Origin of the sequence: Virgibacillus proomii (assembly GCF_018916875.1) — a bacterium.
Taxonomy (GTDB): domain Bacteria; phylum Bacillota; class Bacilli; order Bacillales; family Amphibacillaceae; genus Virgibacillus; species Virgibacillus proomii_B.
This window is the reverse complement of record NZ_JAHLNO010000027.1, coordinates 25,510-42,335: the sequence shown is the minus strand read 5'-3', so window position 1 is coordinate 42,335 and position 16,826 is coordinate 25,510. Positions and strand designations below refer to the sequence as shown.

General features: G+C 37.2%; 15 protein-coding genes and 6 tRNA genes. 20 read left to right on the top strand and 1 reads right to left on the bottom strand.

Going from position 1 to position 16,826, the window contains the following annotated elements; genetic code table 11:
- Window positions 1–694: 694 nt before the first annotated feature.
- The 12 genes from KQI21_RS14135 to KQI21_RS16445 all read left to right on the top strand — a co-directional run bounded on the left by KQI21_RS14135 (window position 695) and on the right by KQI21_RS16445 (window position 11,422).
- Complete coding sequence (locus KQI21_RS14135; RefSeq protein WP_216484857.1) at window positions 695–1,225, top strand: phage major tail protein, TP901-1 family; 531 nt, start codon at window positions 695–697, stop codon at window positions 1,223–1,225.
- 335 nt (window positions 1,226–1,560) lie between these two features.
- Window positions 1,561–1,923 (top strand): tail assembly chaperone, encoded by a 363-nt coding sequence (locus KQI21_RS14130; RefSeq protein ID WP_216484856.1) that lies wholly within the window; start codon window positions 1,561–1,563, stop codon window positions 1,921–1,923.
- A 23-nt stretch (window positions 1,924–1,946) separates the two neighbouring features.
- The gene (locus KQI21_RS14125; protein ID WP_216484855.1) at window positions 1,947–2,288 is read left to right on the top strand and encodes a hypothetical protein; all 342 of its coding nucleotides are present in this window, start codon (window positions 1,947–1,949) and stop codon (window positions 2,286–2,288) included.
- On the top strand, window positions 2,278–3,867 hold the full coding sequence (locus tag KQI21_RS14120) for a phage tail protein (RefSeq protein ID WP_216484853.1): 1,590 nt from the start codon (window positions 2,278–2,280) through the stop codon (window positions 3,865–3,867). Before KQI21_RS14125 ends, KQI21_RS14120 begins: the two co-directional genes overlap by 11 nt.
- A 10-nt stretch (window positions 3,868–3,877) precedes the next feature.
- Window positions 3,878–4,417, top strand: coding sequence for a distal tail protein Dit (locus KQI21_RS14115; RefSeq protein ID WP_216484851.1), 540 nt, complete (start codon window positions 3,878–3,880; stop codon window positions 4,415–4,417).
- Window positions 4,407–4,727: a hypothetical protein gene (locus tag KQI21_RS14110; protein WP_216484849.1), complete on the top strand. Its 321-nt coding sequence runs from the start codon at window positions 4,407–4,409 to the stop codon at window positions 4,725–4,727. Before KQI21_RS14115 ends, KQI21_RS14110 begins: the two co-directional genes overlap by 11 nt.
- Window positions 4,727–5,059 (top strand): phage distal tail protein, encoded by a 333-nt coding sequence (locus tag KQI21_RS14105; RefSeq protein ID WP_216484848.1) that lies wholly within the window; start codon window positions 4,727–4,729, stop codon window positions 5,057–5,059. Before KQI21_RS14110 ends, KQI21_RS14105 begins: the two co-directional genes overlap by 1 nt.
- A gap of 2 nt (window positions 5,060–5,061) precedes the next feature.
- Window positions 5,062–9,426 carry a phage tail spike protein gene (locus KQI21_RS14100; RefSeq protein ID WP_216484847.1) on the top strand — a complete coding sequence of 1,455 codons (4,365 nt, stop codon included), beginning with the start codon at window positions 5,062–5,064 and terminating at the stop codon, window positions 9,424–9,426.
- Window positions 9,427–9,582: a hypothetical protein gene (locus tag KQI21_RS14095; protein ID WP_216484846.1), complete on the top strand. Its 156-nt coding sequence runs from the start codon at window positions 9,427–9,429 to the stop codon at window positions 9,580–9,582.
- 329 nt (window positions 9,583–9,911) lie between these two features.
- Complete coding sequence (locus KQI21_RS14090; protein ID WP_216484843.1) at window positions 9,912–10,193, top strand: hypothetical protein; 282 nt, start codon at window positions 9,912–9,914, stop codon at window positions 10,191–10,193.
- Between the two features lie 9 nt (window positions 10,194–10,202).
- On the top strand, window positions 10,203–10,436 hold the full coding sequence (locus KQI21_RS14085) for a phage holin (RefSeq protein ID WP_309245560.1): 234 nt from the start codon (window positions 10,203–10,205) through the stop codon (window positions 10,434–10,436).
- A gap of 62 nt (window positions 10,437–10,498) precedes the next feature.
- The gene (locus tag KQI21_RS16445) at window positions 10,499–11,422 is read left to right on the top strand and encodes an N-acetylmuramoyl-L-alanine amidase (protein WP_301281756.1); all 924 of its coding nucleotides are present in this window, start codon (window positions 10,499–10,501) and stop codon (window positions 11,420–11,422) included.
- A 216-nt stretch (window positions 11,423–11,638) separates the two neighbouring features.
- Here the strand turns inward: KQI21_RS16445 and fabI are convergent, their stop codons facing one another.
- Complete coding sequence (gene fabI, locus KQI21_RS14075) at window positions 11,639–12,415, bottom strand: enoyl-ACP reductase FabI (protein ID WP_216484842.1); 777 nt, start codon at window positions 12,413–12,415, stop codon at window positions 11,639–11,641.
- 498 nt (window positions 12,416–12,913) lie between these two features.
- On the opposite strand from fabI, the gene KQI21_RS14070 reads away from it, so the two are divergent.
- The 8 genes from KQI21_RS14070 to mvk all read left to right on the top strand — a co-directional run bounded on the left by KQI21_RS14070 (window position 12,914) and on the right by mvk (window position 16,798).
- A tRNA-Glu gene (locus KQI21_RS14070) sits at window positions 12,914–12,988 on the top strand.
- A 3-nt stretch (window positions 12,989–12,991) separates the two neighbouring features.
- Window positions 12,992–13,064 (top strand) — tRNA-Val (locus KQI21_RS14065).
- A 6-nt stretch (window positions 13,065–13,070) separates the two neighbouring features.
- Window positions 13,071–13,146: transfer RNA gene (locus tag KQI21_RS14060), tRNA-Thr, on the top strand.
- A 44-nt stretch (window positions 13,147–13,190) separates the two neighbouring features.
- Window positions 13,191–13,275 (top strand) — tRNA-Tyr (locus KQI21_RS14055).
- Between the two features lie 13 nt (window positions 13,276–13,288).
- Window positions 13,289–13,363, top strand: a tRNA-Gln gene (locus KQI21_RS14050).
- 471 nt (window positions 13,364–13,834) lie between these two features.
- Window positions 13,835–13,910: transfer RNA gene (locus KQI21_RS14045), tRNA-Lys, on the top strand.
- A gap of 633 nt (window positions 13,911–14,543) precedes the next feature.
- On the top strand, window positions 14,544–15,833 hold the full coding sequence (locus tag KQI21_RS14040) for a hydroxymethylglutaryl-CoA reductase, degradative (protein ID WP_216484840.1): 1,290 nt from the start codon (window positions 14,544–14,546) through the stop codon (window positions 15,831–15,833).
- Window positions 15,830–16,798, top strand: coding sequence for a mevalonate kinase (mvk, locus tag KQI21_RS14035; RefSeq protein ID WP_216484837.1), 969 nt, complete (start codon window positions 15,830–15,832; stop codon window positions 16,796–16,798). The genes KQI21_RS14040 and mvk overlap by 4 nt, the downstream gene beginning before the upstream one ends.
- The last annotated feature ends 28 nt before the right edge of the window (window positions 16,799–16,826 follow it).

Sequence of the window (16,826 nt, the reverse complement as noted above, 5' to 3'; positions counted from 1 at the left end):
TTCACCGGAATAGGTATTTGAGGCTTTTTTATTATGTAGGGAAACAATATTCGTTTTGTACAAGATGGATGTTCTTTTTGTAATATAGGAATGTATAAAATTTTATGGTTTATCCCGCATGTAAGGTGCCGTAAGATTCCCACTTCAAGACCTGAATTGATACAAAGGGTCAAAGTGGGAGAAAACGGCACCTAAATGCCCGATTGGTTCAACTAACATTCAGTAGGAGAGGGAAGAAAACTCCTACTGAATGAAGTTTCACTTTATAGTATAAGAAAAACTACAACTTTCGCTAAAGACTTGGCGATAAGCTAAGTTTTTCTAATAATGTGGTTTCGTCTAGCTTAAGCGCTTGGGCTATTAGCAAACTACAATCTTATTCTTATTACAAGTAAAAACTATCGGCTCGAACCTAAAGGAAGGCCGACTAAAAGCGGGCTTGTCGCTCAGGCGTCGGCATACCCCTGTTTTAGAGGTATGTTTTCTTTATCTCGTTAGAAGTGTGTAATTTATAGACTTAGTACTTTTATGCTTTAGCATAAGCGCAACTGGTGATTACCCGAAGACCGGGCACTAGCCAAAGTTTTCTTTAATCAATTAAGGAGGTGATGAAAATGGTGTAATGCATGATTGATGGTAGTAAAAGATGTGTAGTTGTTTTTATTTATTAAAAATACTAGGGAGGATATGAAAAATGACAGATACACAAATTAAAATGCAAAAAGGAAAAAATAAAATCTTATTATTCCGCTTATTGGAAAAACAAGATGAGGAAGCTGCAAAGCTAGTATTTCAAACAGAACATACATTTAGCTATTCTCGTGAATTGGAAAGGATTGTTACAAAGGATGGATCATTAATTCATGTTGGCGGGTTAGAATCAGAGGTTGCTATTGAAGCGATCCAAGCAATGGATGATCCAGTTGCCAATATGCTTCGTCAATCGGTGATTAATGGGCAAAAATTAGAAATTTGGGAAGTTGCTGTCGATGACGAATTGAAATCACCAGATAATAAGTACCCCGCGATTTATGCACAAGGCTATTTAGACTCATGGGAGGATCCGGCAAATGCCGAGGAAAATGCAGCAATTTCTGCTAACTTTACGGTAGAATTAGAGCCGCAATTTGGTGAAGCAACGCTTACAGATGCGCAGCAAGCAGCCGTGCAATATGCTTTCCAGGATACACAAGCAGAATCCGCCGGGGGCGAGGAAAATCAATAAGTACTTTTAGTTCACTACTCGTGATGATATGGACAATTATTGTAATGGTTTGATCGTAACAAAAAAGCAGGATCTATTTGAAATCAATGGTTTTAGTTTCTTATTAGTTCGTGGGTAAAGAGAATATACCGACGATTTTTTATTAACATATGAATTCGTCTGTAACTAGATGAATTCATATGTTATTGTTGTACTCTTTCAAACCGAGAATCAAAGAAGCTACCATTGTGAGGAGCGCTAGAGTTAAAGTTAAAAAACGACCGAAAATAGAGGCAATGAAAGCAGATTTGTAGTTGTCCTCTTTCAACATTTCTTACAAAGAAAGGTGATACAGAATGGAATTTATGATAAACGAAAAAGCATATGCATTAAAATTTGGGATTAAATTTATTCGTGAACTGGATAAAGTATACGAGATTGATTATCAGGGAATGAAATTTGGCATGGGTGTGAATATGGCTTTTATGAATCTTCAGCAATTAAATCCAGCAGTTCTTCAAGACATCATGAAAGCTGCTGTTTCACATTTAGATACGCCACCAAGCAATAAACAAATTGAAAAAGCAATTGAGCAGTATGCAATAGAGAATGATGGACTTGGGGATCTATTTGCGGAGTTAAAGAATGAATTGGGAAAGTCACCAATTATGAAGGACACCATCAAACAGCTTCAGGCAGCCAGCGTGAAAGAAGTTTGACTTCAGAGGAAACCTATCATGAAATGATCATTAACTGCTTTCGTTATTTAAATTTTACAAGTCTTTATCAAATTGAAATATTAACATTAAGAGAATACGCATTAAGAGTGCGTGCATTCCAATTACAGCAAATTGATAAAGAATACAGGATGTATAAACAGGCTTGGCTTAATCATCAGGTGACGCTTACAAAGGAACAGGGGAAAAAGCAAGTGCCTATTTATAGACGGTTTAAAGATTTCTTTGATTATGAGAAGCATTTAAAAGAAGTAAGTAAACCAAAGATTTTAAATGATAAAATGAAGCGTTTAGCGGATCTTGCTAAACAGGTTAATTCTAAAAAGGAGGTGCCTTATGGGGGATAAATCAAATACAGCAGGTGGGTTTATAGAAGCCTTTGTCTCGCAAGCAGACGGTTTAAAAACTGCGGGGGACTCATTTGCTATTTTGCAACAGCAAATAGATCCTGTTGTTAATAAACTGGCTGAAATGGAGCAATCATTAGGCTTTATCCCAGGAATATCAGAAGGAATTGCTCAAGTGCAGGCCGTACTTGAGCCGTTCCTCGGAATGATTAGTGGGATGTCCACACTGCTACTTACGATTTCTTCAGTTATGACTAACTTTTTACCAAAGATGATGCTATTAAAGGAGGCGGTGATGGGGTTATTTGCTATATTAGCTGCTAATCCACTAGCTTTAATTATTACACTAGTTACCTTATTAGCGACAGCATTTGTTTATCTATGGACAAATAGTCAAACCTTCCGGGATATCGTGATAAGCGTTTGGGAATCGATACTAGCATTTATCATGCCGATTATTCAAGTAATAGTTGATTTTGTCATGAGTGTTTGGGGTGCACTAACGACGTGGTGGACTCAGAATCAAGCGTTAATTTTACAAACTTTTCAGACCGTATGGGGAGCAATTCTAGCTGTTATTACGATGGTAATGAACTTCTTAATGCCTTTTTTAACAGCAGCTTGGCAAGCTATTTCAACCGTAATTACAACGGTTTGGAATATAATCAAGACAGTCATTCAAATCGCTATGACCGTTGTTATGGGAATTATTAGAACGGTGATGCAGTTAATTACCGGTAATTGGTCTGGGGCATGGGAAACGATTAAGTCTACCTTTCAAAATGTGTGGAGCATCATGAAAGAGTTCGTTACTACGATGGCAACTAGGATATGGGAAACGATTCAGACTAAATTTACTCAAGTCAAAGAAACGATTTCAACCTTAATTGGTAATGCAAAAGATGCAGTAGTCCAAGGGTTTTTAACGATGGTGTCAAATGCTGTAGAAAAAGCTCAGTCCATTGTTTCTACTGTACGCCAAAAGTTTCAGGAAGTGTTTAATGCAATAAGAACTAAACTTACCGAGGCTGTTACCGAAGTTGGAACACAAATAGCTAAAATGCCTGGGAAGGTAATTGAGTTTGCTGGGAGAATGATTTCAGCCGGAAAGGATTTAATCATGGGCCTTATAACTGGAATCAAGGAAAATGCAGCAAAAGTGGGAGATGCTATCTTAAAAGCTGCTAAAGATGCTGTAAATGGTGTTTTGAGCTTTTTGGGGATTAAATCTCCTTCGCGCCTGTTTAGAGATATTGGAGATGACACAATGGCAGGCTTTGCCTTAGGAATTAATCAAATGGCTAAAAGCGTAATTGCAGCAGCGAGTACGGTTTCAGATAAAGTACAGGATTCTTTTGATCCTCAATTCGCTTTACCTGCTATTTCTGGACAGGTTCATCAATTAAATCAAGCAGCAAATCATAAACTGTCGAATCAGGTTTTAAATGAATGGCATGTACAAAAGCAGCCTGCAATGGTAAACGTATCTATTGGTAAGCAGCAATTTAGTGCGTTTGTAGAAGACATTACGAATGCCCAATCAAGAAAAACGAATCTAACAAGACAACAAGGCTGGTAGGGGGTGCATGATGTATACTTTTGTAGATACGGTGGCAGGTAGTAATAGTAAAGGAGAAAGCTTGCTTTTACAGACATTGTTTAACGGGATTAATCTAGATGAACGATTAACCGATAAAACAGGGAGCTTTGTAACATTAACGATTTCCGGAAGAGGAAATATGGCACAACGGATCACTACAATTGAAGTGCCTGGAATTCATGGAACGTTGGAGGCAAATGATCCAACGTGGAGTGCTAGAGAAATTACAGTGAAATATCAATTATCCGATCAAACAAAAAAAGGGTTTAGAGAGCGATATAATCAATTGAATTATTTATTACAAGGTTCAAAAAGAAAATTAGCCTTTACAGATGAAGAGGCTTTTTTTTATGCGACATTATCAGCAAATGATGTACCTGAGGAAACTACAAACAGTTTGGTGGGCGAGCTAGTTTTTTTATGCTCTGATCCATTTAAATATGGGAAAACACACCAAACGATTTCTTTAAAAAAGTTTACTTGGGAAGAATACAAAGACCAAAAGTGGGGTGATTTAATTGGCAATTAATACACCAATTTTAAAGTTGGTAAAGCCGGAAATAACAGACAAAATCGATGTCTCCATTGCTAACTTTGCACAAAATGCAGATAAAATCGATAAAGAGGCAAAGCGGCTTCGGGATAGTATTCAAGCGTTGCAATCAAGTTTAGATGATATGAAGGAAAATATGACGGGAGTACAAAACGATTTAGCAGCGGTCAATCAACAAGTAAATACGAACATTGCTTCCATCCAAAGCGAAATAGAAGTGATTAAAGAGCGATTAACAGCTTTAGAAGGTCAACAAGAAATGCCTTCATCAGAGGGTGGAGAATAATGCGCTGGATAGAGATAGCTCAAAGGAATGAAGTAAATGTTGAAGGAACAGTCAGTACAGCTCCTATCATTACTTCGGTGATAAAAGAAGAGATACCTTACGTGGAATACAGTCTAGATAATCAAAAGCTAAGACTGCATTACTCATTTAAGGTTAATGATGTTGTTAGAGTAGACTTTTCTAAACAAAAAGTATTTATTAATGAACAATTGCAAATGGAAACCATTGACCTCGTTTATGCTGATTTTTTCAAATTAAAACCTGGATTAAATGAAATAAGCACAATTCCAGCAATGCAATTGGAGGTTAAGTATACAGAGAGGTGGTTGTAGAAATGAAAGAAAGAATTTTCATTTTTGATAAATATGATAAGCTATTAGCAATCACTAACAATTATGTTGAAGCAGTCTTTGAAGAGACGGTTGAAAAACCCGTCTCTTTTACGATTACTTTTCCGATGTCTGATGATGATGCATCTTATTTAATTGGCGGTAACCAAGTTGCATTTAAAGATTTAACAGGGAAATTCCGGTTGTTTACCATCCGTGAAGTCGATGATGTAGATGGAGATTCCCCGGAAAAGATTGTCCAATGTATGCCTGCTATGCAAGAATTAGCTGATGTGATGGTTGAAAACAATGTACTTGAAAGTGAATCAGCTCACGTTGTGTTAGGTGCTATTTTAAAAAGATCACGCTGGCTAGTCGGTAATGTAGCGGATTTAGGATTAAACGCAATAAGCTTTTCGTATCAAAATGCTTATATGTGTTTAGGAAAATTAACCGAGCTTTGGGGCGGTGAAATCGTTGATCGTGTAGAAATAGCAGGGAATAAAATTGCCGGCCGTTATTTGGACATTGTACAACGAAAGGGCGCTGATACAGGGAAGCGCTTTGAAATGGATAAAGATATAAAAAATATTACAAGAACCGTGCTCTACTATCCAAAGACAGCTTTATATGGACATGGTAAATCCATACAATCAGAAAAAGAGGGCACCGGGAAGATTACGTTTCGTAATGTAGAGTGGATAAAGGAAAATGGCGATCCAACTAATAAACCCAAGGGCCAAGAATGGGTTGGTGATCCTGAGGCACTTGAGAAACACGGTGTTCCCAATCACGAAACAGGGAAGTTAATGCACCGTTTTGGCTTATTTGAGGATAATGAAGAAGAAGATCCGGAAAGGTTACTAGCCAAAACATGGCAGGCTGTCCAACATGAAAAAGACCCAAAGGTTCAATATGAAATGGACATCATTACATTTTATGGTATAACAGATTATGAGCATGAACAGGTGTTTCTTGGTGACACAGGAATTGCTAGAGATAAAGATATGAAGCCAATGATTCTTATTGAAGCGCGAATTATGTCATGGGAATATGATATTGGTAATCCGAGAGATGGAAGCCTGGTTTTAGGAAATATTTTGGACTTGGATCCAGATGATAGTGAAATCGAATGGGTAATTGGCAAGGTGAAAGAAGGTAGCGGAAATTGGGATGCTGGTGGTGGTCCCATTACGGATGAGAGATTTCCAGATATTGTTCCAGATGCTCCGCAGAATGTTTCAGCGATTGGCTTATTCAAAAAGATTATGCTGTCGTGGACATTTGAATCTACCTATATGATAGCAGCCTACGAGGTTTATGCTAGCCAAATGAATGGATTTGTTCCAGACCCTACGAATTTAGTCTTTCGTGGGAAGATAGGGGCTTACAATTTTGATGCCAATACAGATGAAAAGTGGTACTTCCGAGTGAGAGCCGTTAACACGCATGGTACAGCAAGCGAGTACTCCGAACAGGTTAGCGCTTCAACTGTGCAATTGGATTTGCCAGATATAGAGAATATTGTTCCGGATTTTATTGAATATGGAATCTATAAAGGCGAAGAAGCTCCTAGTTCAAAAGATTATAAATATTGGCTGGATACCAGTAAAGAACCAAATATACTACGTCATTGGGATGAAGAAAGCGAAACATGGAAGCCGCTTGCTCCAGAATACGCAGGCGATATTGGCGCTGTTTCTTTAGCCGACTATCATGAACAGGTTAATGAAATTATTGCAAATATAGCTGATAAAGCGGATCTTGAGTGGGTAAATGGACAACTGGTATCTAAAGCGAATAAAGATGATATTTATACGATTGAGCAACTTGATTACAAGTTTGATAATATTGTGTCCAAAACTACCTATGAATCCGATAAACAGGGTGTTATTGCTGATCTAAGGGATCAAGAATCACGAATTGGTCAAACTGAAAAAGACATTAAAACAAAAGTTTCTAGTACGCAGTATCAACAAGATAAAAAAAGCTTGGAGACGTCCATTAATGAAAATAAGTCGTTAATCGAACAAAACGCTGAAATGATTGCTTCTAAGGTATCCAATAAACAATACCAAACAGACAAACAAGGTATTATCAATGACATCAAGGAAAACCAATCCAAAATTGAACAGAACGCTAACAGTATTAAAAGTAAAGTGGATGCTACGTATGTTCAAGGTGAGATCGGAAAGATTGAGGTCGGAATTAAAAACATATTGCCAGAATCAAACCCAGACGTAACCTCAACTAAAAATCAGTATGGTTTTTGGAGTAAAGGAATTCTCTTAGATCCAAACACCACTTATACTTTAACGGTTAATGGGTACACTGAGTTTAATGGCAATGATAAAAACAATGTATTTCGTTTTTATATTCAACATCCACCTGCATATGATTATTCACGATATATCGAAATAAGAGAAAACAATCCTACAACTAAGCACATTGTATTTACTACACCTAAAAGTAATGACATTGATTTTAGCAAACCCTTTACTTTTGGATCTTACAATTATCCATCTAAAGTAAAAGATAACACTTCAACTTTAGTATGGGCTGTTTTGACAAAAGGTAATATACCAGCTACATCTCATGTTGCAGCACCTGAAGACTTGAAGATTGGCAGCAGGAATTTAGCTAGTTTAGACAGTTTCTATCAATCAGGAAGTGGTTATACAAGAAATGGTTACTCATTCAGGCTTGAAACAGATAATTCAGCGGGTATTGGGATACGAAATAAAATATTTGAGGAAGGAAAAGAGTACGTTCTGTCATTCAAAATAAAGAAAATAAGCGGAAATATTGAGAGAATAGCTGGGCACGCTTTTGCATTTACAACCACAAAAGGAGTATTTATTGATGGAGAAAAAGTTGGTTATGAATGGGGTAACGCTGTAAATAAATATCCTAATGATACTAAACAGCATGAAGTTGTAGTTTACTTAAAATACACAGACCCGACAAATTCAGACCCCAATCTTTATATTCAACCAAATAGACCCGCATACGGACTGACATACGCTGCTGAAATATGGGATATACAAGTTGAGCAGGGAAATCAAAAAAGTGGTTGGCAACCAGCACCTGAAGACACCCAAGCGGAAATAGAAGCCGTTGAAAAATACGCTTCCGAAATTGAACAAACAGCCAAGGGAATAAAGCAAGAGGTAACAGCTCTTGAAACGGACTATTCCAAGTTTAAAAATCAAACGAATTCTACGATTAAACAGCAGGCTGATCAAATAGATTCAAAGGTAACCAAAACAGAATATAACGTGGATATAGATGGATTGAGGGCGAAAGTAAGTAAAGCTGAATCTAGTATTAAGCAAAATGCCGATAATATCTTATCTAAGGTAAGTAAGAACGGTGTCGTATCAAGTATTAACCAGTCTCCGGAACAAATTAAAATAAGCGCTGAACGTGTTTCTATTGATGGGGACTTAGTAGTCAGAAGTGGAAAAGTCTATATTAAAGATGGTGTAATTACCGACAAGCTTATTGCAGGGAATGCAAAGATAGATGGAGCTAAAATTGCTGATGCAACGATTACAAGTGCAAAGATTTCTAACATTAGCGCTGATAAAATAAGGACTGGTATTTTAGATGCGTCTAAGGTATCTATTAGAGTTAAAAATGGTATACAGGCTATACAAATTGATGATAAAGGCCTTGAATCAATAGATAGTAAAGGAAATGTACGTATTCATATTGGCATACGTGATATTGCTGGCAAAGGACAGTCAGATCCTAGTACAATAAGGTTTTTTAGTGGTACCGGTAATGTATCAGCTGGAGTAGGAATGAATGTTAATGATACGTTTATTATAGGTAGTAGCTCTAGTAATGTTGCAATGGAATTACGAAGTGTAAGGAATACTCTCTATTATGCAAGAGAGCATAGATTTGTAGCTGATAATAATAATAGATATCTAAAATTTATAAGTATGACTAATTCAGATGGACATAGAAACCCAGCAATAATTCCAGACACCGGTGACTGGGGCTATATCGGTACTCCTGGCAGAAGAATGTGGAGTATAAACACTAACTGGCTTAGATTTACACATGGTGGGCCCGATTCTTCTAAAAGTAGAAAAACTAATATAAGAGAAGCTTCTATTGATTATCTACACCATATTTTTGAGTTAATGGAACTTAAAAGCTTTAATTATAAAAAGGAAGACGGAAAACCGGAGAATTACCTGAGTTTTGGAATAATCGCGGAAGAAGCTCCAATTGAATTGGTTAGTCCTGATAGGACAACGTTGAATGTTTCTAATTTTATGTCAGTAATAGTCGGTGCATTAAAATATCAGCAAAAGCGAATTGATGAATTAGAAAAAACAGTTAAAGGAGAGTTTTAAATGGAACAGGAAGTTAATTTGCAGTATGTCGTTAATTCATTATCTAATCAAGTATCTCAACTTTCAAGAGAAAAAGCTTATCATGAGGCAATTATTGCAGTACAGCAGGAAGAAATTTTAGAGTTAAAAGGAGAGAAGGAAGAAGCCTCTGAGTAGACGTTATTATTTTCCGGCATCTAAAGTCCCAAAGGCTCCCACTAGAGAATACGAAGAAGTCTAAGCGGGAGATACGACACCTAAATGCCTAATTTATTTAACTAATTTACTTAGGGATTAAAGAAAAATCACTACTGAATGAAGTTTTACTTTATACAATAAAGTACAAATACTTTCGTAAACATCAATAAGGTAGTAAAGAAAACAGGGGAATTCAATAGTATAAAAATTAAAGCAAAATGATGATTTGGATTGAAAAAATTAGGGGTTAAGTATAAGCGACTAGACAAACGTCTAATTTTCTTTATGTCAAAACCAAGGAGGTAAGTATGATTGAGCGAGAACAATGGTATACAAATAAAGAATTATGGGAGCAATTAAACTCCTTGCGTGCTGACTTTAAGGACTTGCGTCATGAAATGCAAGAAACGAGAAATGTTATTAGAAAGTACAATGGATTGCGTGAGGAATTAGGGATAGTGAAGGAAAAGGTTGAGCGTATAGAGGCGAAAACGGAAGGTAAAAAAACAGTATTAGAAGCTGTCCGCCTATGGGGAGGATGGCTTTTTGCCTTTCTTACACTAATAATTTTAATGATTCAACACTTTTAATGAAAGGAGGTGCGGAGAATAGATAAAGGAACGATAGTAAGAACAATTCTTTTAGGAGTAACTTGGCTGAATATTTTACTGATCAATTATAATTTGCAGCCTGTTCCCGTGTTAGATGAGGAGTCCATTGCATATGGACTAACTTTTCTGGCATCGGTATGGGCTTGGTTTAAAAATAACTATATTACCTTAAGAGGAAGGAAGCAAAAAGAAGTGCTGGAAAAATCAAATCTAATGAAGTAAAAAAACGGCTAGTCCATACGGGCAAGCTTTTTTTATATAAAAATCAAAAGGAGGGATTTACAATGGCGAAAATAGCTATTGGGGCTGGACATGGAATAAATACACCGGGTAAAAGGAGTCCGGAAGGAGAAAGGGAGTGGTCATTCAATAATAAAGTAGTTTCTGCAGCAATAAAGTATTTAAATGGGTATGTAAATGTATCTGTTATTCGTTTAGATGATCCAACCGGAGCAACTGATGTTCCCTTAAAAACTAGGACAAATAATGCAAATAATGCAAATGCTGATATTTTAATATCCTATCATCATAATGCGAATACAGGAAAATGGGGTTCTTGGACGGGAACAGAGACCTATTATTATCCGGGTTCATCTACTGGATTAGCTTTGGCAAGAGCTATTCATCCTAGCATTGTTGGAGCAATGGGCTTACGCGATCGTGGAATTAAATCAGCTAATCTTCATATGGTACGAGAGTCTAGAATGCCAGCAATTCTAATTGAAGGGGGCTTTATGGATTCTACGATTGATATTGTAAAAATGCGTAATAATTCAGTAATGGATAAGACTGGAAAAGCATTAGCAGATGCTATAGCTTCCTATTTAGGATTGCAAGAAGGAGGAAGCGGTGGAAACACTTATACAGTCAAACCTGGAGACACATTATGGGGAATTGCTCAAGCTCATAACATGTCGGTTAATGAATTAAAGAGATTGAATAATCTCTCTGATGACACTATTTATCCTGGTCAGGTGCTGATCGTCAACGGTTCTGCTTCTAGTAATACAGGGTATGTGGAAGTTATAACTTCAAGTCTTTGGGTATATGATGCACCTGATTGGGATGCGAAACATTCCATTGTAAAACAAGGAGAAATATTTACAGTAGTGGACGATTTACAAGTAGATGGATCTAAAATGTATAAATTAAAATCAGGCTTATATATTACTGGAAATCCCCAATATGTAAGGCATTCTTCTAGGTAATATAATTTAATTACACAAACTCGGAATAAGGAGTTTAGATGAACTAAAATGAAACAGCGACATTGTTGGTATACGTAAGAGCCAACTTGTCGCTGTCTATTTTTTGTTATATATTGTGATATTTAGTGTTAGAGATTTTCAAGTAAAATCTCAAATTGTTATTTTTTAAAACACCAACCGTAATTTTCATTTCTAAAACTAAAATCATAAAAATGTTTACCCGCCAATAATATGATATCCAGCGTCGACATGAAGTACTTCCCCTGTGATTCCCCGTGATAGCTCACTCATAAAGAACATAGTTGCATCGCCAACTTGGTCTTGGTCGACATTTTTTCGCAGTGGTGCTTTTTCCTCAATAAGATTTAATGTTTTATTGAATCCAGAAACTCCCTTTGCAGATAGTGTCCGAATAGGGCCGGCAGAAATAGCGTTAACACGAATTCCGTATTTACCCATATCCTCAGCAAGATAACGAACGCTTGCTTCGAGTGAAGCTTTAGCAACACCCATAATATTATAATTCGGAATAACTCGCTCTGCTCCAAGGTATGTTTGTGTTACTATGCTTCCGCCTTCGGTCATCAGAACTTTTGCTGCTTTTGTTACAGCGACTAATGAAAATGCACTAATTTCATGAGCCAATAAGAATCCTTCTCTAGATGTATCGGCGTATTCCCCCTTAAGCTCCTCCCGATTCGCAAAGGCAATCGAATGCACAACACCATGAATGATCCCTATTTTTTCTTTAATTGCAGAAAAAGCTTCGGTAATGCTTTCGTCACTCGCTACATCGCAGGGGACGATTAACTGTGCATCTATTTCATTTTGTTCTAATAGCTTTGTTAGCTTTTTGTAAGAACGCTCTTGTCTATATGTGAAAATTAAGTTTGCCCCGGCTCTATGTAATGAAGAAGTTATTCCCCAAGCGATACTTCGTTCACTTGCAACACCCATAACTACAATATTTTTTCCTTCTAATAAGTTACTCATTAACGTACCTCCATATATTGCTTCTTTTGTACATTATAACCTAACCTGCATTTTGAAAGAAAGCAATAATCGTTTTATCCCGCACCTAAGGCATCGTAAGATTACCGATCATTACTAGATATCTTGGTTGTTCTCTATCCGTATTCTACAATTGCAACAGCAATTTTTTCCTTTGAGATGTCTAAACCCACATATTTTGTGGTACCATTCATATTAACGGCTCTCTTCGTAATGTAGCTCTGATTTAGTTTCTTTGGAAATAGTATCGCCAAGTTAACCTGCAAAATTACAATTAAGGGTCATTTTTGTTCATGATAACTTATTAAATTCCTATTAAAAAGAATGGGAAAAGCTTGTTCTAACAGGGTTTTTCTAAGAAATTTTTAAAAAATATAATTTACCCTTTACAAACGTTGCAGAACTAGGTATAATGAAATTCGTCGGTTTCGACAAAGGTTACATAGAATGCTTGAGATCGACAAATGATAATTGATGCATGGCCCGTTGGTCAAGCGGTTAAGACACCGCCCTTTCACGGCGGTAACACGGGTTCGAATCCCGTACGGGTCACCATTAGGAGGATTAGCTCAGCCGGGAGAGCACTTGCCTTACAAGCAAGGGGTCACAGGTTCGATCCCTGTATCCTCCATCATTTGCCGGCCTAGCTCAATTGGTAGAGCAACTGACTTGTAATCAGTAGGTTGGGGGTTCAAGTCCTCTGGCCGGCACCATTTTAAAAATCAATGAATAAACAATTAATTATTGTTAATAATATGGAGGGGTAGCGAAGTGGCTAAACGCGGCGGACTGTAAATCCGCTCCCTCAGGGTTCGGGAGTTCGAATCTCTCCCCCTCCACCATTTTTTAAATTGTTGGGCCATAGCCAAGCGGTAAGGCATCGGGTTTTGATCCCGTGTATCCTAGGTTCGAATCCTAGTGGCCCAGCCATTTTTTTGTTATTTTAGACAAGCTTTTACATATATTTCGTGATCAACGAGCAGTGCATCTGCCGAATAACCTACGAGTAACCCCGATGCACGAAGCATCTATGAAAAGTCGAAAAGAAGCAGGGGTCAGCTAACAGATACGAAACCTTTAATTCAATCGTTAAAATATTTGAGCCATTAGCTCAGTCGATAGAGCAACGAGCCAAACATCTGCTGAAAGAGCTACGAGTAACCCCGATGCACGAAGCATCTATGAAAAGTCAAGAAGAAGCAGGGGTCAGCTAACAGATACGAAACCTTTAATTCAATCGTTAAATATTTGAGCCATTAGCTCAGTCGGTAGAGCAACGAGCCAAACATCTGCCGAAAGAGCTACGAGTAACCCCGATGCACGAAGCGTCTATGAAAAGTCGAGAAGAAGCAGGGGTCAGCAAACAGATACGAAACCTTTAATTCAATCGTTAAAATATTTGAGCCATTAGCTCAGTCGGTAGAGCATCTGACTTTTAATCAGAGGGTCGGAGGTTCGAATCCTCCATGGCTCACCACTTTAATATTATGCTATAATAAATAATGCAAATACATGATAAACAAGGTCGTATGAACAGTAGTAGCCTTGTTTATTTTTCATTTCGTAGTGATTTAAGAAAGTATCATTCAGTAAGAGGTTTGAGTCGTGGAAAAAATTAGAAGTATCCAAGTAAAAAACTATAACTAGCTACAATCGTATGACATAAGTTTGGTGCTAGCCAGTTTTTCAAACGGTAAAACATAAATTTAGGAGTTAATTCGGTGTTGTAAAATTGTAATCTTTCGAGTATAAGCGTAAATTGGTTATTGTTTTACGCCAAACGCTTGGTACTATAAACGTTTTTTAAAAGCTTTTCAATAAAAAACTAAATATAAACTTTATTTCCTCTAAGAACCATTTCCTCAAAACATAATACGCACAAGTTCAATAAAACAATTAAATAAGAATCAAATATACGTGAATAGAGATTATAATGAATATCCAGTTAGTTTTACTTTATATTACTTAGGATACTATGGTATTATGTGTTTGTTTAAACTATATTCTTCATGTTTTTAATAAATAGCATGTAATCATGATATAATTTTTCTATAGGAATATTTGCAATAAAAATAGAAAAACTATTTCTTATTATAAAGGATGAGCGGCAATGAAGACCTCCAGAATTCCTGGGTTTTATAAGCAAACGATAACCGAACGCAGAGAATTACTAAAAAACATGGATGCGTTTTCCGAAGAAACCTTAAAAGATCTTGTTGCTAAAGAACCCTTACCACTTGAAACAGCAGATAAAATGATTGAAAATGTTGTTGGAACGTTTCCTCTTCCTTTAGGTTTAGGATTAAATTTCTTAATAAACGGGAAAGAATATTTAGTACCAATGGCTATTGAAGAACCTTCAGTTGTAGCTTCTGCTAGTCATATCGGTAAAATAGTAAGGGAAGCTGGAGGGTTTACAACGGAAGCTACTGAGAGGATTATGATAGGACAGATCCAAGTAGTAGGCTGTCCAGATTACCAAGTAGCAAGAGCAGCTTTACTTAATGAACAAGCTACATTATTGGAACAAGCAAATGCTTCCTATCCAAGTATTGTAAAACGTGGCGGTGGAGCGAAGGATTTAGAAGTTCGTCTTTTAAATGAACAAGCTGGCTCAACCTATCAGCAAATGCTTGTACTTCATATATATATTAATACATGTGATGCAATGGGAGCGAATATTATTAATACGATGGTCGAATCCCTTGCTCCTACTGTTGAAAAAATAACAAAGGGAAAAGTGTATTTACGTATATTATCTAACTTAGCTGATCGTTGTCTTGCTCGTGCAAAATGTGTTATCCCACCATATTTATTGAAGACGGGGGCTTTCTCTGGTGAAGAAGTTAGAGATGGGGTTATTCATGCATATGAATTTGCTGCTGCTGATCCTTACCGGGCAGTTACCCATAACAAAGGGATTATGAACGGTATTGATCCAATTGTTATAGCAACCGGAAATGACTGGCGTGCAGTAGAAGCAGGTGCGCATGCATACGCAGCACGTCACGGACAATACACCTCTATGACAACTTGGTCAGTTGATAATGAAGGGAATCTTGTTGGAGAGCTGGAATTGCCAATGTCTGTTGGAACCGTTGGAGGTTCAATCAATGTACATCCACTTGCAAAAGCAGCACTTCAGATGTTAGACGTAGAATCTGCTCAAGAGCTTGCTCAAGTTATTGTGGCTGTTGGATTAGCTCAAAATCTTGGTGCATTAAAAGCGTTAGCTACAGACGGTATACAGAAAGGCCATATGGCTTTGCATTCTCGTTCTGTTGCTATAGCAGCAGGAGCTACTGGGGAGTTGATTGATATCGTATCACAAAAATTAATAGAACTAAACGAAATCCGTGTTGGAAAAGCTAAAGAATTGGTGGAAGAGTATATAAAATGAGTGCAGAAAAGGTAACAACAACAGAAAAAACAGCTATTGGAGTAGCTTATAGTAAATTAATCTTAATAGGAGAGCATGCGGTTGTACACGGACAGCCGGCTATTGCTATACCCTTTCCATTAGTAGGCGTTGAGACAATTGTGGAACATGTACCGGGATCGGTAATAATTGATACCGAGTTTTACTACGGACCTATAGAAGACGCTCCTCAGTCATTAGAAGGAATTGTTAGATGTATTGAGGAAACAGTGAATCATCTAGGTTTTCCATGCCAGGACATGTTAATTCGAATTAAATCATCGATTCCAACCGGTAAAGGATTGGGCTCAAGTGCTTCTGTAGCTATTTCTGTAGTTCGATCATTATTTGCTTATTATGATGAAATTTACACAGATGAAGAGCTATTAGAACTAGCTAATATTGCTGAGACTTATGCGCATGGAGCTCCTTCAGGAATTGATACATTGACGATTACAACACAATCACCAGTATGGTATGAAAAGGAGCATCCTATAAATTTTATTAAGCTAAGTGACGATTTTCATTTTGTTGTAGCAGATTCTGGACGAGTAGGCGATACCCGTTTAGCTGTAGAATCTGTTGCAAGGTTATTGAAATCTGCTCCAAAGAAGATACAGCGAAAGTTAGAACGAATTGGCAAATTAACTCACTATGCAAAACAAGCATTAGAGAAAAAAGGCAAGCATATTTTAGGACATATGTTAAATGAAGCCCAAAAGGAGTTAGAAGCTTTAGGAGTTAGTGATACAGGACTGAATCGATTAATTGATTTTGCCAGAAAAGAAGGGGCACTGGGCGCTAAATTAACTGGCGGCGGTAATGGCGGTTGCATTATTGCGCTCGCCCAAAATGAAGTACACTCCAGACAATTGGCAGATAAGCTAAGGAAGTTTGGAGCTCAAGCGGTATGGCCATTTGTTCTAAAAGGAAAGAAAGATCAATAAGCTTGAAAGCTCAAGTAGAAGGGGAATA

What these genes read in the sequence shown, in the direction of transcription:
- KQI21_RS14135 (WP_216484857.1), top strand. Translation starts at nt 695, where the DNA reads ATGACAGATACACAAATTAAAATGCAAAAAGGAAAAAATAAAATCTTA.
- KQI21_RS14130 (WP_216484856.1), top strand. Translation starts at nt 1,561, where the DNA reads ATGGAATTTATGATAAACGAAAAAGCATATGCATTAAAATTTGGGATT.
- KQI21_RS14125 (WP_216484855.1), top strand. Translation starts at nt 1,947, where the DNA reads ATGATCATTAACTGCTTTCGTTATTTAAATTTTACAAGTCTTTATCAA.
- KQI21_RS14120 (WP_216484853.1), top strand. Translation starts at nt 2,278, where the DNA reads ATGGGGGATAAATCAAATACAGCAGGTGGGTTTATAGAAGCCTTTGTC.
- KQI21_RS14115 (WP_216484851.1), top strand. Translation starts at nt 3,878, where the DNA reads ATGTATACTTTTGTAGATACGGTGGCAGGTAGTAATAGTAAAGGAGAA.
- KQI21_RS14105 (WP_216484848.1), top strand. Translation starts at nt 4,727, where the DNA reads ATGCGCTGGATAGAGATAGCTCAAAGGAATGAAGTAAATGTTGAAGGA.
- KQI21_RS14100 (WP_216484847.1), top strand. Translation starts at nt 5,062, where the DNA reads ATGAAAGAAAGAATTTTCATTTTTGATAAATATGATAAGCTATTAGCA.
- KQI21_RS14095 (WP_216484846.1), top strand. Translation starts at nt 9,427, where the DNA reads ATGGAACAGGAAGTTAATTTGCAGTATGTCGTTAATTCATTATCTAAT.
- KQI21_RS14090 (WP_216484843.1), top strand. Translation starts at nt 9,912, where the DNA reads ATGATTGAGCGAGAACAATGGTATACAAATAAAGAATTATGGGAGCAA.
- KQI21_RS16445 (WP_301281756.1), top strand. Translation starts at nt 10,499, where the DNA reads ATGGCGAAAATAGCTATTGGGGCTGGACATGGAATAAATACACCGGGT.
- fabI (WP_216484842.1), bottom strand. Translation starts at nt 12,415, where the DNA reads ATGAGTAACTTATTAGAAGGAAAAAATATTGTAGTTATGGGTGTTGCA.
- KQI21_RS14040 (WP_216484840.1), top strand. Translation starts at nt 14,544, where the DNA reads ATGAAGACCTCCAGAATTCCTGGGTTTTATAAGCAAACGATAACCGAA.
- mvk (WP_216484837.1), top strand. Translation starts at nt 15,830, where the DNA reads ATGAGTGCAGAAAAGGTAACAACAACAGAAAAAACAGCTATTGGAGTA.